General features: G+C 43.0%; 18 protein-coding genes. 3 read left to right on the plus strand and 15 right to left on the minus strand.

The features are described from left to right. Nucleotides 1–38: 38 nt before the first annotated feature. The 13 genes from cas1d to K4A83_RS05045 all read right to left on the minus strand — a co-directional run bounded on the left by cas1d (nucleotide 39) and on the right by K4A83_RS05045 (nucleotide 11,885). Entirely contained in the window at nucleotides 39–1,040 is a 1,002-nt protein-coding gene (cas1d, locus tag K4A83_RS04985; protein ID WP_265263333.1) for a type I-D CRISPR-associated endonuclease Cas1d, read from the minus strand. Nucleotides 1,041–1,042: 2 nt separating this feature from the next. Next, on the minus strand, nucleotides 1,043–1,639 hold the full coding sequence (gene cas4 / locus K4A83_RS04990; protein WP_265263334.1) for a CRISPR-associated protein Cas4: 597 nt from the start codon (nucleotides 1,637–1,639) through the stop codon (nucleotides 1,043–1,045). Further along, nucleotides 1,636–1,890, minus strand: coding sequence for a hypothetical protein (locus K4A83_RS04995; protein WP_265263335.1), 255 nt, complete (start codon nucleotides 1,888–1,890; stop codon nucleotides 1,636–1,638). The genes cas4 and K4A83_RS04995 overlap by 4 nt, the downstream gene beginning before the upstream one ends. Before the next feature lie 130 nt (nucleotides 1,891–2,020). Beyond that, entirely contained in the window at nucleotides 2,021–4,315 is a 2,295-nt protein-coding gene (gene cas3 / locus K4A83_RS05000; protein ID WP_265263336.1) for a type I-D CRISPR-associated helicase Cas3', read from the minus strand. After that, the gene (cas5d, locus tag K4A83_RS05005; RefSeq protein WP_265263337.1) at nucleotides 4,308–5,093 is read right to left on the minus strand and encodes a type I-D CRISPR-associated protein Cas5/Csc1; all 786 of its coding nucleotides are present in this window, start codon (nucleotides 5,091–5,093) and stop codon (nucleotides 4,308–4,310) included. The genes cas3 and cas5d overlap by 8 nt, the downstream gene beginning before the upstream one ends. 114 nt (nucleotides 5,094–5,207) lie before the next feature. After that, nucleotides 5,208–6,215, minus strand: a complete 1,008-nt coding sequence (gene cas7d, locus K4A83_RS05010) for a type I-D CRISPR-associated protein Cas7/Csc2 (protein ID WP_265263338.1) — start codon at nucleotides 6,213–6,215, stop codon at nucleotides 5,208–5,210. A gap of 124 nt (nucleotides 6,216–6,339) precedes the next feature. Then, a complete protein-coding gene (locus K4A83_RS05015; protein WP_265263339.1) occupies nucleotides 6,340–9,036 on the minus strand; it encodes a hypothetical protein in 2,697 nt (898 codons plus the stop codon). 22 nt (nucleotides 9,037–9,058) lie between these two features. Next, on the minus strand, nucleotides 9,059–9,496 hold the full coding sequence (hepT, locus tag K4A83_RS05020) for a type VII toxin-antitoxin system HepT family RNase toxin (protein ID WP_265263340.1): 438 nt from the start codon (nucleotides 9,494–9,496) through the stop codon (nucleotides 9,059–9,061). Beyond that, nucleotides 9,493–9,927 carry a type VII toxin-antitoxin system MntA family adenylyltransferase antitoxin gene (gene mntA, locus K4A83_RS05025; RefSeq protein WP_265263341.1) on the minus strand — a complete coding sequence of 145 codons (435 nt, stop codon included), beginning with the start codon at nucleotides 9,925–9,927 and terminating at the stop codon, nucleotides 9,493–9,495. Before mntA ends, hepT begins: the two co-directional genes overlap by 4 nt. A 146-nt stretch (nucleotides 9,928–10,073) precedes the next feature. Next, nucleotides 10,074–10,283: a hypothetical protein gene (locus K4A83_RS05030; protein ID WP_265263342.1), complete on the minus strand. Its 210-nt coding sequence runs from the start codon at nucleotides 10,281–10,283 to the stop codon at nucleotides 10,074–10,076. 318 nt (nucleotides 10,284–10,601) lie between these two features. Then, nucleotides 10,602–11,195 (minus strand): Uma2 family endonuclease, encoded by a 594-nt coding sequence (locus K4A83_RS05035; protein WP_265263343.1) that lies wholly within the window; start codon nucleotides 11,193–11,195, stop codon nucleotides 10,602–10,604. 88 nt (nucleotides 11,196–11,283) lie between these two features. Beyond that, nucleotides 11,284–11,637 carry a DUF5615 family PIN-like protein gene (locus tag K4A83_RS05040; protein WP_265263344.1) on the minus strand — a complete coding sequence of 118 codons (354 nt, stop codon included), beginning with the start codon at nucleotides 11,635–11,637 and terminating at the stop codon, nucleotides 11,284–11,286. Further along, nucleotides 11,634–11,885: a DUF433 domain-containing protein gene (locus K4A83_RS05045; RefSeq protein ID WP_265263345.1), complete on the minus strand. Its 252-nt coding sequence runs from the start codon at nucleotides 11,883–11,885 to the stop codon at nucleotides 11,634–11,636. Before K4A83_RS05045 ends, K4A83_RS05040 begins: the two co-directional genes overlap by 4 nt. 159 nt (nucleotides 11,886–12,044) lie before the next feature. Between K4A83_RS05045 and K4A83_RS05050 the strand changes: the two genes are divergently transcribed. Continuing rightward, nucleotides 12,045–12,911 (plus strand): helix-turn-helix transcriptional regulator, encoded by an 867-nt coding sequence (locus K4A83_RS05050; RefSeq protein ID WP_265263346.1) that lies wholly within the window; start codon nucleotides 12,045–12,047, stop codon nucleotides 12,909–12,911. Here K4A83_RS05050 and stpA read toward each other — a convergent pair. Further along, nucleotides 12,894–14,177 carry a glucosylglycerol 3-phosphatase gene (gene stpA / locus K4A83_RS05055; RefSeq protein WP_265263347.1) on the minus strand — a complete coding sequence of 428 codons (1,284 nt, stop codon included), beginning with the start codon at nucleotides 14,175–14,177 and terminating at the stop codon, nucleotides 12,894–12,896. The genes K4A83_RS05050 and stpA overlap by 18 nt on opposite strands. A gap of 367 nt (nucleotides 14,178–14,544) precedes the next feature. Beyond that, nucleotides 14,545–15,156: a molybdenum cofactor guanylyltransferase gene (locus K4A83_RS05060; RefSeq protein ID WP_265263348.1), complete on the minus strand. Its 612-nt coding sequence runs from the start codon at nucleotides 15,154–15,156 to the stop codon at nucleotides 14,545–14,547. A gap of 241 nt (nucleotides 15,157–15,397) precedes the next feature. On the opposite strand from K4A83_RS05060, the gene K4A83_RS05065 reads away from it, so the two are divergent. Next, nucleotides 15,398–17,119 carry a diflavin flavoprotein gene (locus tag K4A83_RS05065; RefSeq protein ID WP_265263349.1) on the plus strand — a complete coding sequence of 574 codons (1,722 nt, stop codon included), beginning with the start codon at nucleotides 15,398–15,400 and terminating at the stop codon, nucleotides 17,117–17,119. Then, nucleotides 17,119–19,812 carry a serine/threonine-protein kinase gene (locus K4A83_RS05070; RefSeq protein ID WP_265263350.1) on the plus strand — a complete coding sequence of 898 codons (2,694 nt, stop codon included), beginning with the start codon at nucleotides 17,119–17,121 and terminating at the stop codon, nucleotides 19,810–19,812. The genes K4A83_RS05065 and K4A83_RS05070 overlap by 1 nt, the downstream gene beginning before the upstream one ends. Nucleotides 19,813–19,912 lie beyond the last annotated feature (100 nt).

Raw genomic sequence — 19,912 nt, forward strand, 5'->3', positions numbered from 1 at the left:
GCGACAGCATAACCCAACAGTGAACAATACTCAACAAATTATTTTAAAACGAGGGGTGGATATTGCTCCGTTTCTGCCATTAAGTATTTGGCTAATAAACGCCCTTGAATTTCAAAAGATTCCTGATAAGTACATTGACGGCCTAAGACGGGATGTTTGAATTTAGATTGTTTTTTTTCTTCATACAAACGGAGAAAAATTTTTAGTCCTTCTAAGGTTAAGGAAACCGCTTCACTTAAGGGTTCTGTGGTGAAATAGTCAGGTTTTAGTTTTTGTTGGTTCAGACTGGCTAAAACGACAGCATCAACAACGAGAGGACGAAACTCTTCCATGAGGTCTAAAGCTAAGGCAGGACGACCATAATGGGGAACGTGAAGATAGCCTAAATAGGGGTCAAATCCGACGATATTAACGGCACTTTGGATATCATGACGTAGGAGAGAGTAACCTAGACTCAATAAGGAGTTAACGGGATCAGTGGGAGGGCGACGATTGCGGGTTTTAAAGCTAAATTGGGGGTTTTGGATGAGTTGATTAAAGCAGTTGAAGTAAGCGGCACTTCCCGCCCCTTCTAGACCGCGTAGGGAGTCTATCTGGTCGTTTTTGGATAGGGGGTTTAGGGCTTGTTCTAGCTTCTGGATGGTGGGTTTAAGGTCTAGGTCAGCATTTTGGCGATCGCGCCGTAATAAAGCATTTTTATAATTTTTGAGTTTTCCGCGAATAAATCCCCGAACTACTTGAATAGCTTTATCTGTTCCGATGGCTTCCCATTGTGCTTTGCGGACGAAGATATTTTTAGTCATTTCGGGTTCTAATCGTCCTAAATATTTCCCGGTTACTTTCAGGAAGCTGAGGGGAATTTTACGCTCTAATAATTCGGTTACGACGGCAGGAGAAACGGTGGCACGCCCTAATGCAACAATCCCTTCTATCTTCATCAAGGGAATATCTAATATTTGTTTTTTGTCTGCTTTAACGGTTAATCGTTCATCTGTTTTTCCAATAAAAGCATCTTCTTGTGTAATGTAGACTGTACCCATGATTACGGTTCCTCGTGATAGGTGTTGACTTTTTTGGTGGCTTGGGGGAGACAATTTTGAGATAAACTGCATCCCTTACAACGCTTGCTATAATTGGGTTTGGGGATTTCTCCTGTTTGGCTGATTTGGCGAATTTTTTGGAGGATTGCGATCGCCTCTTCCCGCAATTCCCGTGAAATTTCCACCCCTTGCCGTTGGTGAGACTGGGCATAATAGAGATACCCCAGTGCAATCTCTTGTCCTGTCATCTCCTCTAAACACAGTGCTTGTGCGCATACTTGCAAAGCATCATTTCCCCACTCTCCCTTTTTCCCCCGTTTATATTCAATGGGGTAAAATTTCCCTCCTTCTGCTTCAATTAAGTCCGCTTTTCCGATAACTTGATATTGTTCGGATTTGAGCCAAATGGAGCGAATTTGCCAGATTTCCCCTTGATTTGTCGTGCCGAATTGGTGAACGCGATCGTGTAAACTTGTCCCTTCAATAGTATATTCATTGTCGGTAAATTCTCCCGCTTCAAACATTCGCCAATAGCGATGAGGACAATAGTCATACTGATTTAAAGCCGCGATAGGGATATATTCATCTGTTAGATTCATGGGGTTTTATCGAGTAAATAGTGAGGGTTATATCCTCCAAGAAAAATCGCCGATATTTGCTGATTTTTAGGGAGATTGAGGGGAGCAAGAGAATGGGCGCCCTTACAAGGATGACGCTGGGTGTTCAGTTGCAGGCAGATGGGATAAATGGTGAGGATATCGTTATAGCCACTATAGTATCCAGCGATAACGACTCGCATTTTGGGGTCATATTTTTGCAGATGTTCAATCAGTTCTTGAACGGTGATCATTGTAGTTTAATAATAGGAGGATGATAGGATTTAATGACTGAAACGATAGGTCATATTTTGAGTCAATATCTTAGGATAAAAGGGTTTAAACCAGAATACGACCTAACATATTTAAATGCGTAGCCCAACATCAAGCTACCCAAAATTCCGCATCATCAGGACATTTGAGGGCAAAACCTGCTTGCGCGATCGCCAAAATACCGGATAAACTGGGAAACAATAGATATTTTTGAGGTTTGATGGTGTGGTAATCTGAAACTTCGACGGGATAACAGCCTAATCCTTGTTTCTTAAGCTTAGAAATTGCCCAACGATTTTTACGATGTTCTTTCACAATTACACTGGGGATGTAAGTATTTTGAATGGCATTTTGTAAAGCTAGGGAAAAATCTGTAGGACGAGTGCTATCTCCTTGTGTTCTTTGAATTGTATAGTTCTTGAACGCATAGAGTTTGCTTAGACAAGTATTTTCAAAGGTTTCTAAGTCTTCAACGGTTAATGAAAAAGTCAGATTATAGGGAGATTCTGCACGTCCTATTAACTCAATAGTTTCTCCGTCTGTGACAAATTCTAAAAATCGTAACAAATGAATGGGATCAAGATTGGTTTCCCCTACTTCATCTAAAAGTAAGTATTGGGGATCATAAACTTTTAGGTTCTCAAAAATACTATCTCGAAAGCGGAAAAGAGGAGAGTAGCTTTCTTGAACAATTATAGCATATTCATGCAACTCTTTAGCCACAGATTTTTCTTTTTTAATCAAATCTTCGATTTCCTCAATAGACGTTTCTCCTGATTTTAAAGCTTGCCACTCTTCTTCATATAAAGCTTTAAGAAAGCTGTTTACAAAGCTACGACCACATTTAATATATTGCCAATCTTTTTGAACTTTTTTTATAGGTAGTTGAGCAATATTGATTGCTCCTTGAATGACTTTCATTCGGTTTCGATAATAACTCCAATCTTTTTGACCTCCTAAAATAGCTTGCAAGTTATGGTATAAATCCATAACAAGATGTTCTTGTGGCAAACCCTCCAAAACTTTCTCAAGTTCTAACAAAGGTTTTGCGATTTCTAAAAAAGCTTCAGATTGCCAATAGACTTTTAAAAAAGGACGCTGCATACAGTCTAGTTTTTCTAACATTTCAGCCAGTGCCTTGCGTCCCCTAGTCGTATCCAACTCCTCAATTCCTTCTTCCCATGCTTTTTGAGGAAGATAAGCAATCGCTGTACTCGGAATATCAGTCTGAGATTTTCCTAAAACTCTTCCAACTCGTCCGATTCTTTGCCAGAATGAAAATTGATCACGGGTGGAGAAAATTAACCAATCTAGATTCTGCTTAGGCGGATTAGGTATTTTTTTGAAATTAAACCCAACATCAACGGTACTGGTAGCTAAAATAACCTGTTTTTGTGCTGCAATTTCTCGATGTGCTGTGGGAGTATTGCCAATAATTCGCCCCACTTGATGTTCTAAACCCTTGGCACGCAATTGATCAGAAATTCGATTTAGAGTATCTTTTGAATCTAGAATAACTGCCCCATTTTGATCAGGATACTGTTTTAAAAACTGAATGACTAATTGTGTAATTGTAGAAATCCATTCTTTTTTTTCTTCAGGTTGTGAACGAATCTCTAAGTTAACCTGTGTTTGAGAAGGAATCAGATTGTTCTGCTGTTCTTTTCCCTCTATATAAGCAATCTTTACTCCTGATATCTCAAGGTTCTTTAAGGCTGCTTGACAAGCCGCTTCTGGTGTTGCTGTAAGTAGAACAATTTTGCGATTATGCTGAAAGTAACCAAAAACTTGAGAGAGGGTGAGATAGAATAATAAACCAACCAGTTGTTTGGCATCATAAAGATGGAATTCATCAAAAATGATGGTCGAAAAACTGCTATAAAATTCACTGGCAATATTGGTTTTATCTAGCTTGTTATAAGCAAAGAATGTGGCATAGTAAAAGATATCAGGATTGGTGACTAATAAAGTTGGATTGCCGCTACATTCAGGAAAAATAGTTGCGGGTTCTCGTAACACATTATAGAGTTTTTCCCCTGATCGTGTTCCTACTCGCTGATCTGACCAAGTTTGGATATGTTTTGCTGAGGCTGCCTTGACTATATGGGGTAAACCTGCTTTTTTTACAAACTCTTTAGCCGCTTGGGTTTGCTGTTCAATCAGCGCATTTGTTGGTGCGATATAAACAGCATTCCGATGAGGATTATGTTTTAATACACTCAGTCCAGCTTCCGTTTTTCCGGTTCCAGTGGGGGCAAGATCCAGAATAATATCATGGGTTTCAGCCACATTAAAAACATCGACTTGATGTTGTAATGCGTTCGGCATACAGCTTTGTAATTCGGAGGGAATTTCTAAGCATTTTGCAATGAATGCTGATTCGAGTTGAATTTCAAGTTTATTCATGATGATGGCTACCACAAAAGTTCAGATTTGCTGGAACGATAAAGTTGCCGATTTGCCAAGCTGCACCGTAAAACTGTAAGTTTTTGAGCAATGAAACAGGAGGAATTGAAAGGACATCAAAGGCAAGCATTTGCAAATTTTGAGGGATATCTCCGGCACTCAGATAGGTATTGCAAAGATAATTGTCCTCTGGTAAATTGCGGATTTCATACTCTTGTATAATCTCTACACGGACTTTGCTAGTAAATTTGCCCACTCGGATATATTCAGGTAGGGTGCGATCGCCAAATACCAGAGTTTGAAAGCGATTATTGCGTTCAATGACTCGTAAACGACCTGTTTGGGGGAAGTTGCTGGGACGAAAACTATTCGGTTTTTTCCCACTCCGCACGATGGGTAAATCCTCCCTTGCCGTTGCAACACGATTATTCGTCATCGCATACCAATAGGCATCAGAAAGGGCGTTAAAGCGTTCAAAACGGAAGGATACTTGTTGATTAACAGGCCATGCAGGAAGGATGTAGGAGTCTCCTGCTAGGGGGGTAAGGTCTTCCAGATAGCGTGGTCTTCCGGTATCCTGTCCTGTGAGACGATAAGGCGATCGCGCCCATCCTAACGCATAAGCTAGGGCATAGTTGCCAATAGTTCCCTCGGTGTAATAGGTGTCTGACAATTCCCGTGAGGCAAAAAAGACAGGTTCAGCACACCATAATTCAACTAATTTAGCCGTTTTAGAAAATGCTTGAGAGGTAGTGATTTCTAATTCAAGTTGTGGCATGATTCAACAAACGAAATAGTATGAATAATTTAGGTCAAGTGAAGCAAGGTCTAACCCAACAGTCCTGGGTAAAGGTGTTGGGCTTTATGTCATTCTAACTAACTGATAAAAACCTTAAGAATCACCCCCTTTTTTCTTTTTTTTACTACTAGCTTCTGGGGTCTTCCGAAACTCTGAATAGGTACTATCTAAGCGTTTTAAAAAGCCTTCTTGCTCAGTTAAAGACCAATGGTGATCAACATCATTTAGAAGGCTGTTTAATTCAGACACAGAAAGTTGCATTGAAATTCCTCGCTTGGTAGTCCAAGTTGAAATAATTTGTTGGGTTGCAGCCACAATCGGCTCAGTTTGTAAAGGATGCTCTAAGGCTATATTTCCGGCTTTCAGTTGATCATAAACACCTTGCACTAACTCAAGAGAACTGGGGAGTTCTGCAATGCCACCAAATACCCCTAAAATTTGGTTGTCCATTCGTCCAACTCGACTGGAAACTGCACCATAGCGTGTGGTGAGTAAGACATTACCTAACACATAACGCAATTCGTCTGCGGTGACATCTTTGAGGGTGACGATATCCAGGAAATGAACTCCTGGTTTAATGTACTCACTGGTATTTAATGCCGTAGAAGCTTTTCCTTCTTCATCCCGCATGGTTCCTGTTTCAAACACGGCGTTGATCGTGCGATCGCCAATTAATTCCGTAGAAGGTAAGATACTAAAGGCATCCTCTGTCCAAATACGGCTTTTTTGCGCTCCTTCTCCTCCTGCGGCAAAACCATAAAGAAAACAATCAATACAATTTTCACAAGGTGCATTCGTATTTAAGGAGCAAATTTTACCATTTTTAGCGGTATAGAGTAACTCATGAGAGCGCAAAAATTCCCGTCCTTTTCGTCGTTCTGGAGCAACTTGTTTGCGTTTAGTCATCACTAAACGAGGAATAATTGTTTTGTCCTGAATCCCTGCGGCAACAGATTCAGTACACATGGGTTCACCTGTGCCTTCTGTCCGAAAAATGGTTTCAGATTGGGTAGTTCGTAACACAACTAAACCAATGGTGCGACCTTTCGGAAAGTTTTCGTACTGAGGAGCGAGGAAAGGGGTTAATTTTTCAATAGACATGGAAATCTCCTAGATTATCGTGTGGTATGTAGAGGCGTATTTTATACGCTGAAGAGGTCTTGAGATTGAGTGACTCAAAGCTTTTAGAACGGTTGGATTATAATACGTTCCATCCAACCTACAATTATTCTGCTTTTTCCTCATTGATTTTGAGGTCTTGCCGTGCTTCTTGCAAGAAGAATAAGTAAGCCGCTTCTAAGGTCTTACTATCAGATAAAAGACGCTCAGGACGGTCATTGTAAACTTCATCAAACATTTGACGTAAAACTTGATAAAATTGCTTAATTTGTTCATATTTAGTTGCTCCTACTCCATGTTCTCGAATCCGGTCTAATCGAGTGTGATATTGCTGCACTAAAGAAGCAAAAACTGTATCCCAATCTAAATGAGATTTGCGAGAACGAACAGCTTTAATGAACTCTGAAAAGGGTTCAGCTTGAGATGTTCTACGGAAAGAACTTCCCCGTAATTTCGCCGTTTCTGCAATCATTGCAGCAGTTTTGAGATAGTATGAAATCTGATCATGTTCTTCTGACATGAGACTCTCCAGTAAAGTGGTTAAAGGTTGTTTTACTTTATTCCAGGTTGCTTCTAAGTTGGGTTCATCTTGTTCTCTTAAAACCCATCGTAAAAGCACATAATAAAGCTGTAAAGGACGTTGAACTGCTCTTGCTAGGTCATACAAGCAATCATCTTTTTTCTGTAAGCTAGCTACAGAAATAGTGAGCTTGCCCAAACATTGTAATCGTTCCAAAACTTTTTCAGCCGTTAACGCATTGGCTCTTACTTTGTCTGAAAGTTGACCGTCACGATAGTATTGTCCATTCCCTAATAAAGCTTGTAATGCAGAAGGAATCCCTTCAACTCGTCCAAATAGCTCCCAGTGGGGTTCAATTTCTAAATTTCCGCCCAAAACAAAGGGGAAACCAAAATCGAGGGCTAAAGCTAATTCTAACGCTAATCGCAAAGATTTGAGTAACGCCAAAGAGCTATTAACTTCCCCCCAAACAATGGGAATAATCACAGTGGATTGAATTAAATCAGGACGCTTTGGTAAAGCTGCACCCACTACTTTATTTGCTTGAAAAGCCACAATATTATCCCGATATAATTGTAACTCATCAACCGTAACTGTTCCACCATCTGCATTGGTACTTGCCTTATCTTCTAGCCATTTTCTCCAAATCGCTTTTAGTTCTGGACTTGAACCTTGAGGTAAGGCAAAATGTAAATAAGTTGGGTCTTGTTTACCCGCTTTAGGAAAGTTTGCCCCAATCGCTAAAAGTTGGTAACTTAAAGCGGCTAAGTTATCCCCCCTACGTTTAGGTTCTGCACTCATTCCTCCGGGTAAACGATTAGAAAATGATTGAACTTTTGTCCCTGGAGGCATTTGATTAGAAATCAGTTCACTAATTTGGGATGAAGTTGTCCCTAACGAGCAACGTTGACGAGGATTTGCTTCAATATAAGAATTGAATTCTGAGAATCCATTCCATTCATTCCTTTGTGATAAATTGAGCAACCGTTGCACGGCAATGATTAGGTCTTCTGGAACTTCATTTTCTTCCGTTTGTCGCAGATCAAAAGAATCTTTTAAAGCTGCTTGAATGCCTTCCATACCTTTAGTTGCAACGACTGATGCAGCGAATAAACTCCGTCCATATTGGGCATTAAATGGTTCTAAAGCATCTCTTCGTTCAGGAGAAATATCCAACTGTTTAGAAATTCGATCCCAAGCATCTTTAGGACTTATTTTTGCTTCTCGATAACTGAGATAAATAGCTTTTAATCCTTCGGAAAAAGCAAATTCTTCAGCGTTAGAAACAGGATAGAGTCCTAATTGTTCTGCCAGTTTAACTGCTTCCTCTCCGGCATCACCTCCATATTTTGCAATATCTTGTGCTAATTTATCAGCTTTATAGGTATTGCTTTTTTTGACCAAAAGAGCATCAACTTGATCTAAGGCAGCATCTGGATTTTGTTGTACTGCTTGGTCATTGACTTTAATACCATCCTTAGTAGCTTTAACTAATTGTTCAACATTGCTGCTAAATACACCGTTAATTTTTTTCTGCCATCGTTGGGCAATTTTTGGAATAATGTTTTCTGTAGGAAAACTATCCCCTAAAAAAATTTGACCATTAGGATTAATGGCTAAAGTATGGAGTCCATGACGATGCAAAATTTCCTCACAAGCCACTAACAATAAAGATGTGAGATATCCGCGCTCTTCCGAGAGGGTAATCTCAAACAGTTGAATATTCCGACCGAGTGCAACAGTAAGCTCCGTTTCAACTTTACTTATTCTCTTTTTTTTGTCAATTCCTAAGTCAAATAAATCTGCCCCGATGAGCATAGCTGCCCAGCGTTTTATATTATTATCTTCAGGTAAAAATCGCAATCCATCACTGGCATTGTGTCCAGAATGTCGTTCAATTAAACGTCTAATTAATTCTAAGTCTTCATCGGTTTTTACCAATTCGGCAACAGCAGCACGTCCTAATTGTTCTTGAAGGAAGGTTTTATCCCGTGCTAAGGTTTTTACATTGCGTCCATCCTCGGCTAGCTTATTTAAATCATGCACCGCAGTAGCTGCTAAAATGCAGCCGCGTTTGTCTTCTGTCACTTTTGCAAGTTTGCTCACCGTCAGGACAAATTGACAAGCAGAATCTAAATGTTCTGCTAAACTGCGTCCTGTGCGCGTGCCATGTTGAGCATGACTCCCATGTAATTCATACAGTTTAGGGCGAATTTCTTTATAGTAGTGGTTTTCAAGGCTTTCTGTTGTAACATTTCCTAGCAAACGACTTCGTTTAAGCATTAATTTTGAACTCCTTCGTAGTCTAAAGTGTATCTAAATAATTAGCAATTTGACGCAAATAAAGAGGGTAGAATTTTAGACTGTTGTGAATTCCTAGAAAAACTTTTCTAGGATCAATCTCTAAATACAAATGGACTAACACATTACGCATTCCTGCTGCTTCAGCAAGTTTTTCTGCCAGTTCAGAAGTTAAAATGCTATACTTTGCAGCTTCTAAGAAATATTCTTTATTTGTCCAATTCTCTCGCTGTTGCAAAATACCGAGTTGAGCCAGCAAATATTTATTGATATCTAATGCTACCTCAGTAATGAGTTGAATCATTCGCTCCACAATTATTTGTGCATCTGTATCTTGTAAAAACTCTTCCAGTGTCATCGATTCATAGCGTTCTAAGCGAGTCAGATATTCTTGGATTTTTTTTATTCGCACGAATACGACATTAATATCTAAATTTTTCATACCCCTCGTTTTTGTAAGAAAGATTCTAAGCTATCGCGTAATATTTTGCGCTCTTCGAGCAGTTCTTGTTCACTCATCACCACTTGTTGTCGGAATTTTTCAAATAATCCCGATTCTTCCTCATACAAGAGCTTTCCATACTCAGCAATTTGATAAGCGAGTAAAGGAGGACAGCGCTCTAGTTCAACAATATCTATTTTTTCACTGGGAATTTGGAAGTAATCTGAGAACACCATATAAATTTTCAGAAATTCCCAACTTTGAGCTTTTTGAATCATTTGTTCATATAATTCGTGATCATAAAGAACAGCAAAATCCCAATCACTATTCACATGAGGATTTCCCTTTGCTCTTGAACCAAAGAGAATGAGCATTTTGAGATAGGGAAGTTCTTGCAAGATGGCGGAGTTAGGAGCAATGGGGTGAATCATGGGTTTAGAGGAAAGAAGGGGGATGTTTTGCGGTTGGGATGCAAGATTGATATTGTACGGAATGCTGAAAAAGCCTATTTCCAAAGAATGAGTTTTTGGGGTTTTGGGATGGGAACAGATTGAATCTGTTCCCATTACGGTCAAATCTAAATGATTACTCTTGACTCAATCACCAAACGATATTCATGTTGTTGATCTTCAAGACGACGACGCGTGTCGAACTTGTAACCTCGCTTACGAAGAATGTGCATCGTTGCAGAAAACCGATGACTGATTTTTTTAACCAATTCTTCAGTAGAGTGCCAAGCACCATCGGACATAAGCTCGATCATTTGTTCGGGTAAGCTTTTTTTCATGAGTAAAATTCCTCATAGATTGGATATTGCCAACCAGACGAGTTCTGTCTTACCCTAGAGGTTAGAAAGAATATTAATCAGAGAGGACTAGACAGACGACTGTCTGGTTCGCTTTTTTTAGTATAGCAGATTTCTGGGTTAGTGCGGCAATGGATACGAAAATCCTCCGCAACAGAATCTATCGTTGAGGTATAATGACACTTAGCACCCCACAACCTATAAGGAATTGAAAAAGTGCCGCAATTGATATGAGGACTTGTCCATCTCATCAACCAATACCTACGAGGGTTTGAGAGCCAGAGCTTGTCTCTGGCTTTATCATTGAATTCTTCCATCTCGTTGACCTCCTTCTAACACTACATCTTCATAAATCTCTGTAATCACACCTTCCCACCCCACACTCCTGAATGCGACTGACTCCCCCTCGGTGTAGGTGTACAACTCCCAAATCCCCTGATCGTTGCGGTGAAAACACTCCACTGTTATTTGATCAGCACTCACTAAGATGTACTCCTGTAACTCGGCAATTTGACGATAATTTTGAAACTTGCGGCCTCGATCAAAAGCTTCGGTACTGGGAGACAATACCTCAATAATGAGACAGGGATGATATAAAACTCGCGTTGCGCGTCTGTCTCGTTCATCGCAACTCACCATCACATCTGGATAATGAAATGGCCCCTGTTCAGAAATTCCCACTTTGGCATCGGCCATTTGCACTTTGCATCCTCTTCCTCGCAGGTGATTTTTTAGGAGTGTCGTGAGGTTAACGGCTAAATCATTATGGGGAATTGTTCCCCCTGTCATGGCGTATACTTTCCCCTCTAGATATTCATATTTTAGGGGTTGTTTTTCCTCCCATTCTAGGTATTCTTGGGGGGGCATGGGGATAGGATCTAAGGCGGCAATCATGATTGATGATTCTCCTCAATTCGTTGATTTAGACGGGTTTTAGGGTGATGGAATAGGGGGACATAGTAGATTAGTTTAATCGATTATATTAAGTATCAGATTGTCTAATTCTCACCCTTCCTCGTTCGGCAGTAATGATTGCACCTGATGCTAATTCTGCGCCGTAAGTCGTTAAAATTTGTAGGCAAATAGTACATTGTTGTTGAGTGCTAAGATTGACTAAACGGAGAATGCCACAGTGGGGATGTTGTTGAAGAATAGCTAATTCACCAAAATCTTTATCTAGGGTTACGAGAATACGATTTTCACGATAGGCTGTTGCTAAAATCTCTTCATCATCGGGATCGGTTAGCCAGTCTCCTGTCCAAACCACATCAAAACCTGCTTTTAAAAGGTGTGAAAGTACCAATGCTGATACACAGGTATCTAATAAAATTCTCATGGGACAGCTTTCATAATCAAGGGTTCTACTCGTTCCCGACTAACTAATCGATAAGCATATAATAAACAAGCTTGAATATCTTCAGGTTCAAGCCAAGAATAAGCCGCTAATATGGTTTCAGTTGTGTCTCCTGCGGCTAACATTCCTAAGATATGTTCAACGGCTAAACGACGACCTCGAATGATTGGTTTTCCTCGGAAAATATTCGGATCAATCGTAATTCTGGCTAAGAGTTGTTCATCGGTCATAGTTCACCTCAATTATGGTGTTTATTCTCATATCTCCTTCATTCTAGAACAAATTTACGAATCTAGAACAAATTCATAAATGCACTTAGCAGCAAATCTGCCTAAAAACCTTTACAATACATACTATGGCACATAAAACAAAAAAGTGCAAGTATTAATATGCCCAGAAAAAAAGAAACACTGACACTATCAATTCCGCCGGGGACGAAGGAACAACTCGAAGAGGTTGCCCGTCGCCTGAATATCTTGTGGGGCAATAGTCCGAGCATTTCTGGGTTGTTGGTGGCGATCGCCCAAGGGGAAGTAGAAACCGGAAAACCCTTTACCCTCAACTCTTCCCAAGTCCACGCACTCCAACAAGTGATTAAGGCTTTGGTAGACTCTGGACAGATGGCCGAAGCGAAAACTATCGTTGAGCTTTTACTCGCCCGAGGACAGCTAGAAAGCCCCCTGCGTAAGGCTTTAGTACAACAGATTAGTCATGATACGGAGGCCTGGCGCAGGGTGGTGGATGGGCAGATTGAGAAACAACAACCCTTTCACTTAATTTACACCAACAGTCAGAAAGAACATGAAGAATTTAACGTGCAGTATGGTCAGATTGGCTTTAGTGAGAAACGCTTTTACCTTGAGGCCTGGTGTGAGGAGATCAGTCCAGATCAACAGATCCCTGAACTCCAACACAATCGCTGCTTTCGTTTAGATCGGATTGTCAATGTCTTGCAGTATGACGGAACTTGGCGTAAAGAGGGGTTAGGTTACATTGAAGTGCAATTACACTTTAAGGGTGGAATGGTAAAAGCCTATGAACCGAAAGAAGATGACCTGGAAAACGAAGTCATGGGAGACATTCGCCAAGTAGTGCGGAAAGTGACTAATCCTTTTTGGTTAGTCCGGGAGGTCTTTCGCTATGGGAATGACTGCGAAATTGTGGCCCCGGAGTCGGTGCGGAATATCTTCAAGGAGAAACTTGGGGAAATGTGCCAACAGTACGATCTCCCCTTAGGATTAGAACGAACGGACTGAGGCAGCCCGTTTGAATAGGGTGCAGTATTCCTCATGTCCCCCCGCAAAGACCAAATTCAAGGTCAGGGGATCGTCTACATCTTTGGGATCACAAGGGTTTTCGGTCACTTTCGCCTCGCCGTTCACCTGTTCTACTTTCACGGAACGGCGATTTTTCACCTCTCCCCTGCTACTGTCAATGTAAACGACCACATTCCCCATCTTGAAGGCCTCACCAATATTCTGGACGAGTTGGAGGAAATTGCGATCGCTCCCCCCCCGACAAACCACCCGTTTCCCCTCTCGCTCCTCCACTTGACTGGTGACAGTATCCCCTACCCCCACTATCACAGGCATCCACTGGGGGTCAAAATGGCGCTGAACCAGGTCTAATAGCCCCTCTAAGGTCTGGGGAGCCGTGCGAACACTAAAAGACTCTCCGAGGGGGTAAGTCCCCGTGCGTTGGCCATAATAGCGGTTTAGCAACGCCACCACCCCAGCCTCCTTAACCCCTCCAGTCAGCATAAATTGAAAGTCTGTCGTCCCCGAATCCCCCTCAGCAAAGGGTTTGAGTCGTTCTAAACCCCGTTCATCTCGGCCTAAATTGGGGGCATAGTGAACAAAGAAAGAATCGCCTAATCCCTGCGCGGCCGCCTCTTGTAGCAGTTGGGACATCAGATGTGCGATCGCCTCCTGCAACTTCCCATACCATCCCGCCTGATTTTGTTCTCGCAACAGCCCATAAAAAGTGTTTAAATTCGCCGTAGGAGAAGCCACATTATCTAACACCGAGGCATCAATAGCACCCTCGATCAATTCAGGAGAAAACCCCGGCAAATAATGAGAGGCAAACTGTTCTAAACACCCTTGAATTCGTTCAGGAACAGCCCCTAAAAACTGCAATTCCGCCTCACTCACCCCCGGATGGTCAATGCGTCCTTTCCGGTCTTGCCATTGTACTCCGCCCGCCGCTAAACCCGGTAAATAAAAACCTTGCCTTTGGGCAATTTCTACACCCCCAGCCGCCCGTTCCACAATTCCATTAACCCCCCGTTTGCCAATATGTTCCCCATTAGTTAACACATAAAAATGACCCTCAAATTGTTGAGTCGCTTTCACATAATCAAGGTCAATCACTCGGTTTAATGGGTCTTGAACTAAGCCCATACAAACCCCATCTAAATCTTGAATAATTAAGACATTTTCAATTTCAGTGAGTAGGTTAAATAATTGCTCTGTTTTCAAAGAAAGACAGGATTCTGTTAACAGAGGATGTGCGGAAACCATTTAAAATTCTCCCAAATTTTGCCAACCTATCTATTTTCTCAGCAGGGAAGCCATCTCCCAAATTACTGAGATAGCTGCGCCCCACTACCTTCTCGCCTTCGACAAAGCTCAGTGATCACTAACCTTGACTCAGAAGCTCCTTGTTATTACAGAGGGTAGAAAAACAGGCTTTACCCGTTAGGGTAAAACAAAATCGCCCCCTTGACAAATCTGGGGGCTATAAAAGTATTAAAACAAGAGAATTTTAACAATGTAGGTCACGTCCATCACTTCGGGTGAATTTTCTGCTGTTTATGACGATATAGCGTTTCCCAATCATTTATGAACTCTCAGAGAGGTTTCTCCTAATACTTCAATCTCCTTAATTCTAGTCCTCTAAGTTTTCTAAATCTTCAGGAGTATTGCAGTTAAATAGCATTTGATCAACCCTTGAATTTATCGCCAGAGGCTTAACCTCAACTTGTTCTAGTAAGCCTTGAAAAGAACGCCTATTTTGCCCTAAATACTGTTGTAAATAGGGAATAATATGGGGACGATAAAAAGCACATAAAGGTTGCCAGTATTTCTCTGATTTAGGGACAACGGCTAAAATATTAGGCTCAAGGTTTTCTAAATCTTTAATCCAAGCTTTAATAATATCTTCCTGTAAATAGGGCAAATCACAAGCTAGGAGTAAAACCCAATCCGGTAAAGAGAACTGAGCTAATTGGTCTAAACCTTCAACCAAAGCCACTAAAGAACCTTGTCCGGGTGTTTTTTCTCCCAAGAATTGAATATTGCTAGAACATAACTCTTGATAGCGTTCTGGCCAAGGGGTTAGGATATACACTTGAGAACAACAGCTTTCGGCAACCTTTAGCACTCGTTGCAGCAGAGGGATATTTTGATAGGGGATTAGGGCTTTATCTTGCCCCATTCTTGAACTTTGACCTCCGGCCAATACCAAAGCATAAACGGTTAAAGGGGGGGGGGATAACATAACTTTAACTCCGACTGGCAAAATTTATTGTAAGATAGGGAGAAACTATAAAAAACAACAAAGTCTGATTGATTCTGATTTTATCAATTGTTAAAGAAGCCCTTCTCAATAGGTTGTAATGGGGGGGTAACTCATGAACTACTCCGACAATATGGGTGAAGATTCCAAAAGATTACAACTTAAATAGGATGGCCATAGCCCAAGACTCAATCATTCTCAAAACTCAAGGATAAATGACAGCATGATTAACAATAAACCCCGAGATACCCAAATTATACCCATTAGTGCCGAAACAACAGTTATCCGATCTCGCACTTGGGATAGATTGAAATTTGAAATTGAATATGCGCTACAAAAGGGAACAACGGCTAATTCCTTTATTATTAAAGCTCATAAAACGGCCGTGATTGACTTGCCCGGGGAATCTTTTACAGAGATTTTTTTAAAGGCACTAACGCAACGGTTTTCAGTGAGTGAAATTGATTATGTAATCTGTGGTCATATTAACCCGAATCGGGCTGTCACGCTGAAAGCTTTGTTAGAAATTGCGCCGGATGTGACTATTATTTGCTCGAATCCGGGGGCTATTTCCTTGCGTAAAATTTTACCGGATCAGGCATTAAATATTCAAGTGGTGAAGGGGGGGGACACTCTAGATTTAGGTCAGGGGCATAATTTGGAGTTTATTTTAACTCCTAGTCCTCGCTGGTCGGATCAAATGTGTACCTATGACCCCAAAACTCAAATTCTATATACGGGTAAATTGTTTGGGGCCCACGTTTGCGGGGATCAGATTTTTGATGAGGGGTGGCAGGTTTATCGAGACGATCGACGCTATTATTTTGATTGTTTGATGGCTCCCCATGCTAATCAGGTGGAGACGGCGTTAGAGAAGTTGGCCAATAAATCGGCTAAGTTGTATGCAACAGGTCACGGGCCGTTAGTGCGTTACGGTTTGACTGAGTTAACGGGACTGTATAAAACTTGGGTTGAACAACAGCAAAACCAACAAAATCGGGTAGCTTTAATCTATGCGTCGGCCTATGGCAATACGGCGATTGTGGCACAGGCGATCGCACGAGGAATCACGAAGGCTGGAGTGGCTGTAGATTCCATCAATTGCGAGTTTACGGACCCTGAAGAAATTAAAACCGCCGTCACCCAATCGGCCGGGTTTATTATGGGATCTCCTACCTTGGGGGGTCATGCCCCTACCCAAGTTCAAACGGCACTCGGATTAGTGATCTCAACAGCCGATAAACAACAATTGGCGGGGGTGTTTGGCTCCTATGGTTGGAGTGGGGAGGCCATTGATTTATTGGAGGGGAAATTACGGGATGCGGGGTATCGTTTCGGTTTTGATCCCATTCGCGTTAAGTTCAAACCAACGGACACGATTATTAAGTATTGTGAAGAAGTGGGGACAGATTTTGCCCAACTGGTGAAGCGGCGACAGAAGCAGAAAAAGCCGAAAGCGTCAGTGAGTGAGTCCCAATCAGCGCGGACAGAACAAGCGGTAGGGCGTATTGTGGGGTCTTTATCGGTGGTGACGACCCGCAAAGGCGAACTTTCTAACGCTATGTTAGCATCGTGGGTGTCTCAGGCCAGTTTTAGCCCTCCGGGTTTAACCATTGCGGTGGCCAAAGAACGGGCGATCGCAGACTTAATGCACCGTGGGGATAAATTTGTCCTCAACATCTTGCAGGAAGGGAAACAACTCCGTAAACACTTTATGAAAAACTTCGCCCCCGGTGAAGATCGGTTTGTGGGGTTGGAAACGGAAACCGCAGAAAATGGTTGTCCCATTCTAAAACAAGCCTTAGCCTATCTAGAATGTCGTGTTAATGACCGTATGGAATGCGGCGATCATTGGCTGGTCTATGCGGTGGTGGATAGTGGCAAGGTGTTAGATAACGAGGGGATAACGGCAGTTCATCATCGGAAGACAGGCATTTACTATTAATGGCGATTCCTTCTCAATGGCAATTTTGGCGCAAAAAACCCAGTTCCCCTAAACCCAGGGATCTCAGTAGTGGATCTCGATCCAAAACCGATAATTCCGCCTTAGTTGGCAAGCGAATCTATTGGAAACGGGCGAGTGTGGGGATGATGGTCTTTTGGGCGCTCTGTGGTGCGATCGCCACAACCCAAAATAACGCCACCGTGCAATGGTTAGACAACCAACTGCGCACCCTCTGGTTTCATCTCCATCCCCCCTCGGGAGTGCCGGAAAAGATCGTCATTATTGCCATTGATGACTATTCCATTGCCCAAGGGACAGATTATGCCAAAAACCCCGACTTAACCTATCTCGAACCCATTCAACGCTGGCCGTGGGAGCGCCAAGTCTACGCCCAAGTGATCGAAAAAGTGTTAGATAGTGGGGCAAAAGTAATTGCCTTTGATCTGCTCTTTGACCTGCCCAGTGGCTACGGAGAGGCCGATGATCAAGCGTTAGAACAAGCCTTGCGAGACTATGGACCACGAGTCGTTTTAGCCGCCAGCTACGAACAAAGTAACGTTCGACGAGGGGAAATGTTGCGCTTAATCTCCCCCCAATTTGCCGAGAGCGTCCCGAACTTAAATCTAGGATTCATCAACTATCTCTATGAAAATGATGGGCGGATTCACCGCTTAGGGCGGGTGTTTCAGGAAAGTTGGCTCGCCCTGAATCCTGACTTACGGGAACTGTTTCAAGAATTTATGGGGGTGATGCCGTCTTTTGCCCAAGCCACCGTACAAGGGGCTGATTTACCCCAAATTGAGGGACCCGGTGAGGGGATTTTCTTCCGAGGGCCCCGCTACAGCTTTGAGTATATTCCCTTTGTGGATTTGCTCGATCCCGACAATTGGCATAGTTATCTCGGCAGTGGGGCTTACTTTCAGGACAAAATTGTACTGGTGGGAGTAACCTCTGAACTCGCCCAAGACTTCCACCGCACCGCCGTAGATGAACGAATGCCGGGCATTGAAATCCATGCCAATGCGATCGCCACCTTACTCACCGGGCAAGCCCTACGAGAAGCCTTTCCCCAGCCCCTCACCAAAGGCGCTGTCGTGTTAATCTCCACCCTCCTCCTCGGTGTATGGATTAGTCAACGGAAATATTGGTTCCATAGTCTCCTGTGGGCTGTAGGTTTTATGGTGTTGTGGAGTGGGGGCAGTTATCTCCTCTGTTTTTACGCCCAAATCCTCATCCCCACAGCCGTTCCCCTCACCCTGTTGACCTTAACAGGCATCTCTACCGCCACCTTGGGAGTCGTGCGCGAATTCTTAATTAAACAGAACCTGCGCACCACCCTGAAACATTACGCCTCCTCCCCCATTATTCAAGAAATTATTGCCCAACAAGACGACTTTCACGACCTCCTCGCAGAACGAGAACGAGAAGTTCTCGCGACTAAATTAGTGGGACGCTATCAAGTGCTGAAAAAACTCAGCGCCGGGGGATTTGGCGAGACATATATTGCCCTAGATACCCTGCGGCCGGGAAAACCCCAATGTGTGGTTAAACAACTCCATCCCACCACCAATGATCTCCGTTACTGGCAACTGGCCAAGCGTTTATTTGTTAAAGAAGCAGAAACCCTCGAACGCTTAGGCAAACACGACCAAATCCCCCAACTGTTGGCCTATTTTGAGGAAGGAGACGAGTTTTATTTAGTGCAGGAATTAATTGAAGGCCACCCCTTGGGTCAAGAATTTAGCCGGGATGTCCCCTTCTCAGAAGTAGAAGTGATTGACCTGTTACGAGACCTCTTAGAGGTTTTATTGTTCATCCATGAGCAGGGGGTGATTCACCGGGATATTAAACCCGATAATATTATCCGTCGTCAGTCCGATCATAAACTGGTGTTGATTGACTTTGGGACGGTCAAAGAAATGCAGATGCAATGGCAAGATGATCCCGAACATCAAACCAACCTGACCATTGCCATTGGGACAAAAGGCTACACCCCCAAAGAGCAGGCCGTTGGACGACCCCGTTTTAGTAGTGATATTTATGCCACGGGAATGATTGCCCTGCGCGCTTTAACCTTACTCCATCCCACCCAACTCGAAGAAGATCCCCGCACGGGGGAGTTACTCTGGGAACACTTCAGTTTCGGCATCAGTCCAGAACTCTCGACCATCCTCAATAAGATGATTCGCTCCCATGTGCGCGATCGCTACCAAAACGCCAAAGATGTCCTCTGTGACCTACAACCCTTAATTCAGCGTTATCAGTACCAACTCGCCCACCTTCCCCATCGTAGTCAGACCTACACCCCCACCGCCCCAGAGTCTGTCCCCTCCACAGCCTTTATGCCCACCTCCGACGCAGACACCCAAACCGTCGCCGATGAGGAGGGGGTAACAGCCATTGATCCCGTAGAAGCGACCACTCAACCCCTCCCCAACGAAGAGATCACAGCCATTGATCCCGTAGAAGCGACCACTCAACCCCTCCCCAACGAAGAGATCACAGCCATTGATCCCACTCAGGACGATTCTGAGCGGAGGTTCTCTAAACAGGCGGATTCCCATGCCCCTGACGCAAAAACAGCCCCCTTACCGCAGGAAAATGTCAATCCTCATTTATCCCGGAAGCAACAGGAACATACCGCACTGACTCCCCTGGAAGATGTTACCCGTCCCCTTGGGGATGAGCCTTGACCTCCATAGGGCTTGCTGAATAACTCTACTCGTAGGGCTAGGGAATCGGGAATTGATAATTGATAATTTTTCCCCCGCTCCCCTGCTCCCCGATTACCGG

It is taken from the genome of Spirulina subsalsa FACHB-351, assembly GCF_026130165.1.
Classification (GTDB): domain Bacteria; phylum Cyanobacteriota; class Cyanobacteriia; order Cyanobacteriales; family Spirulinaceae; genus Spirulina_A; species Spirulina_A subsalsa_A.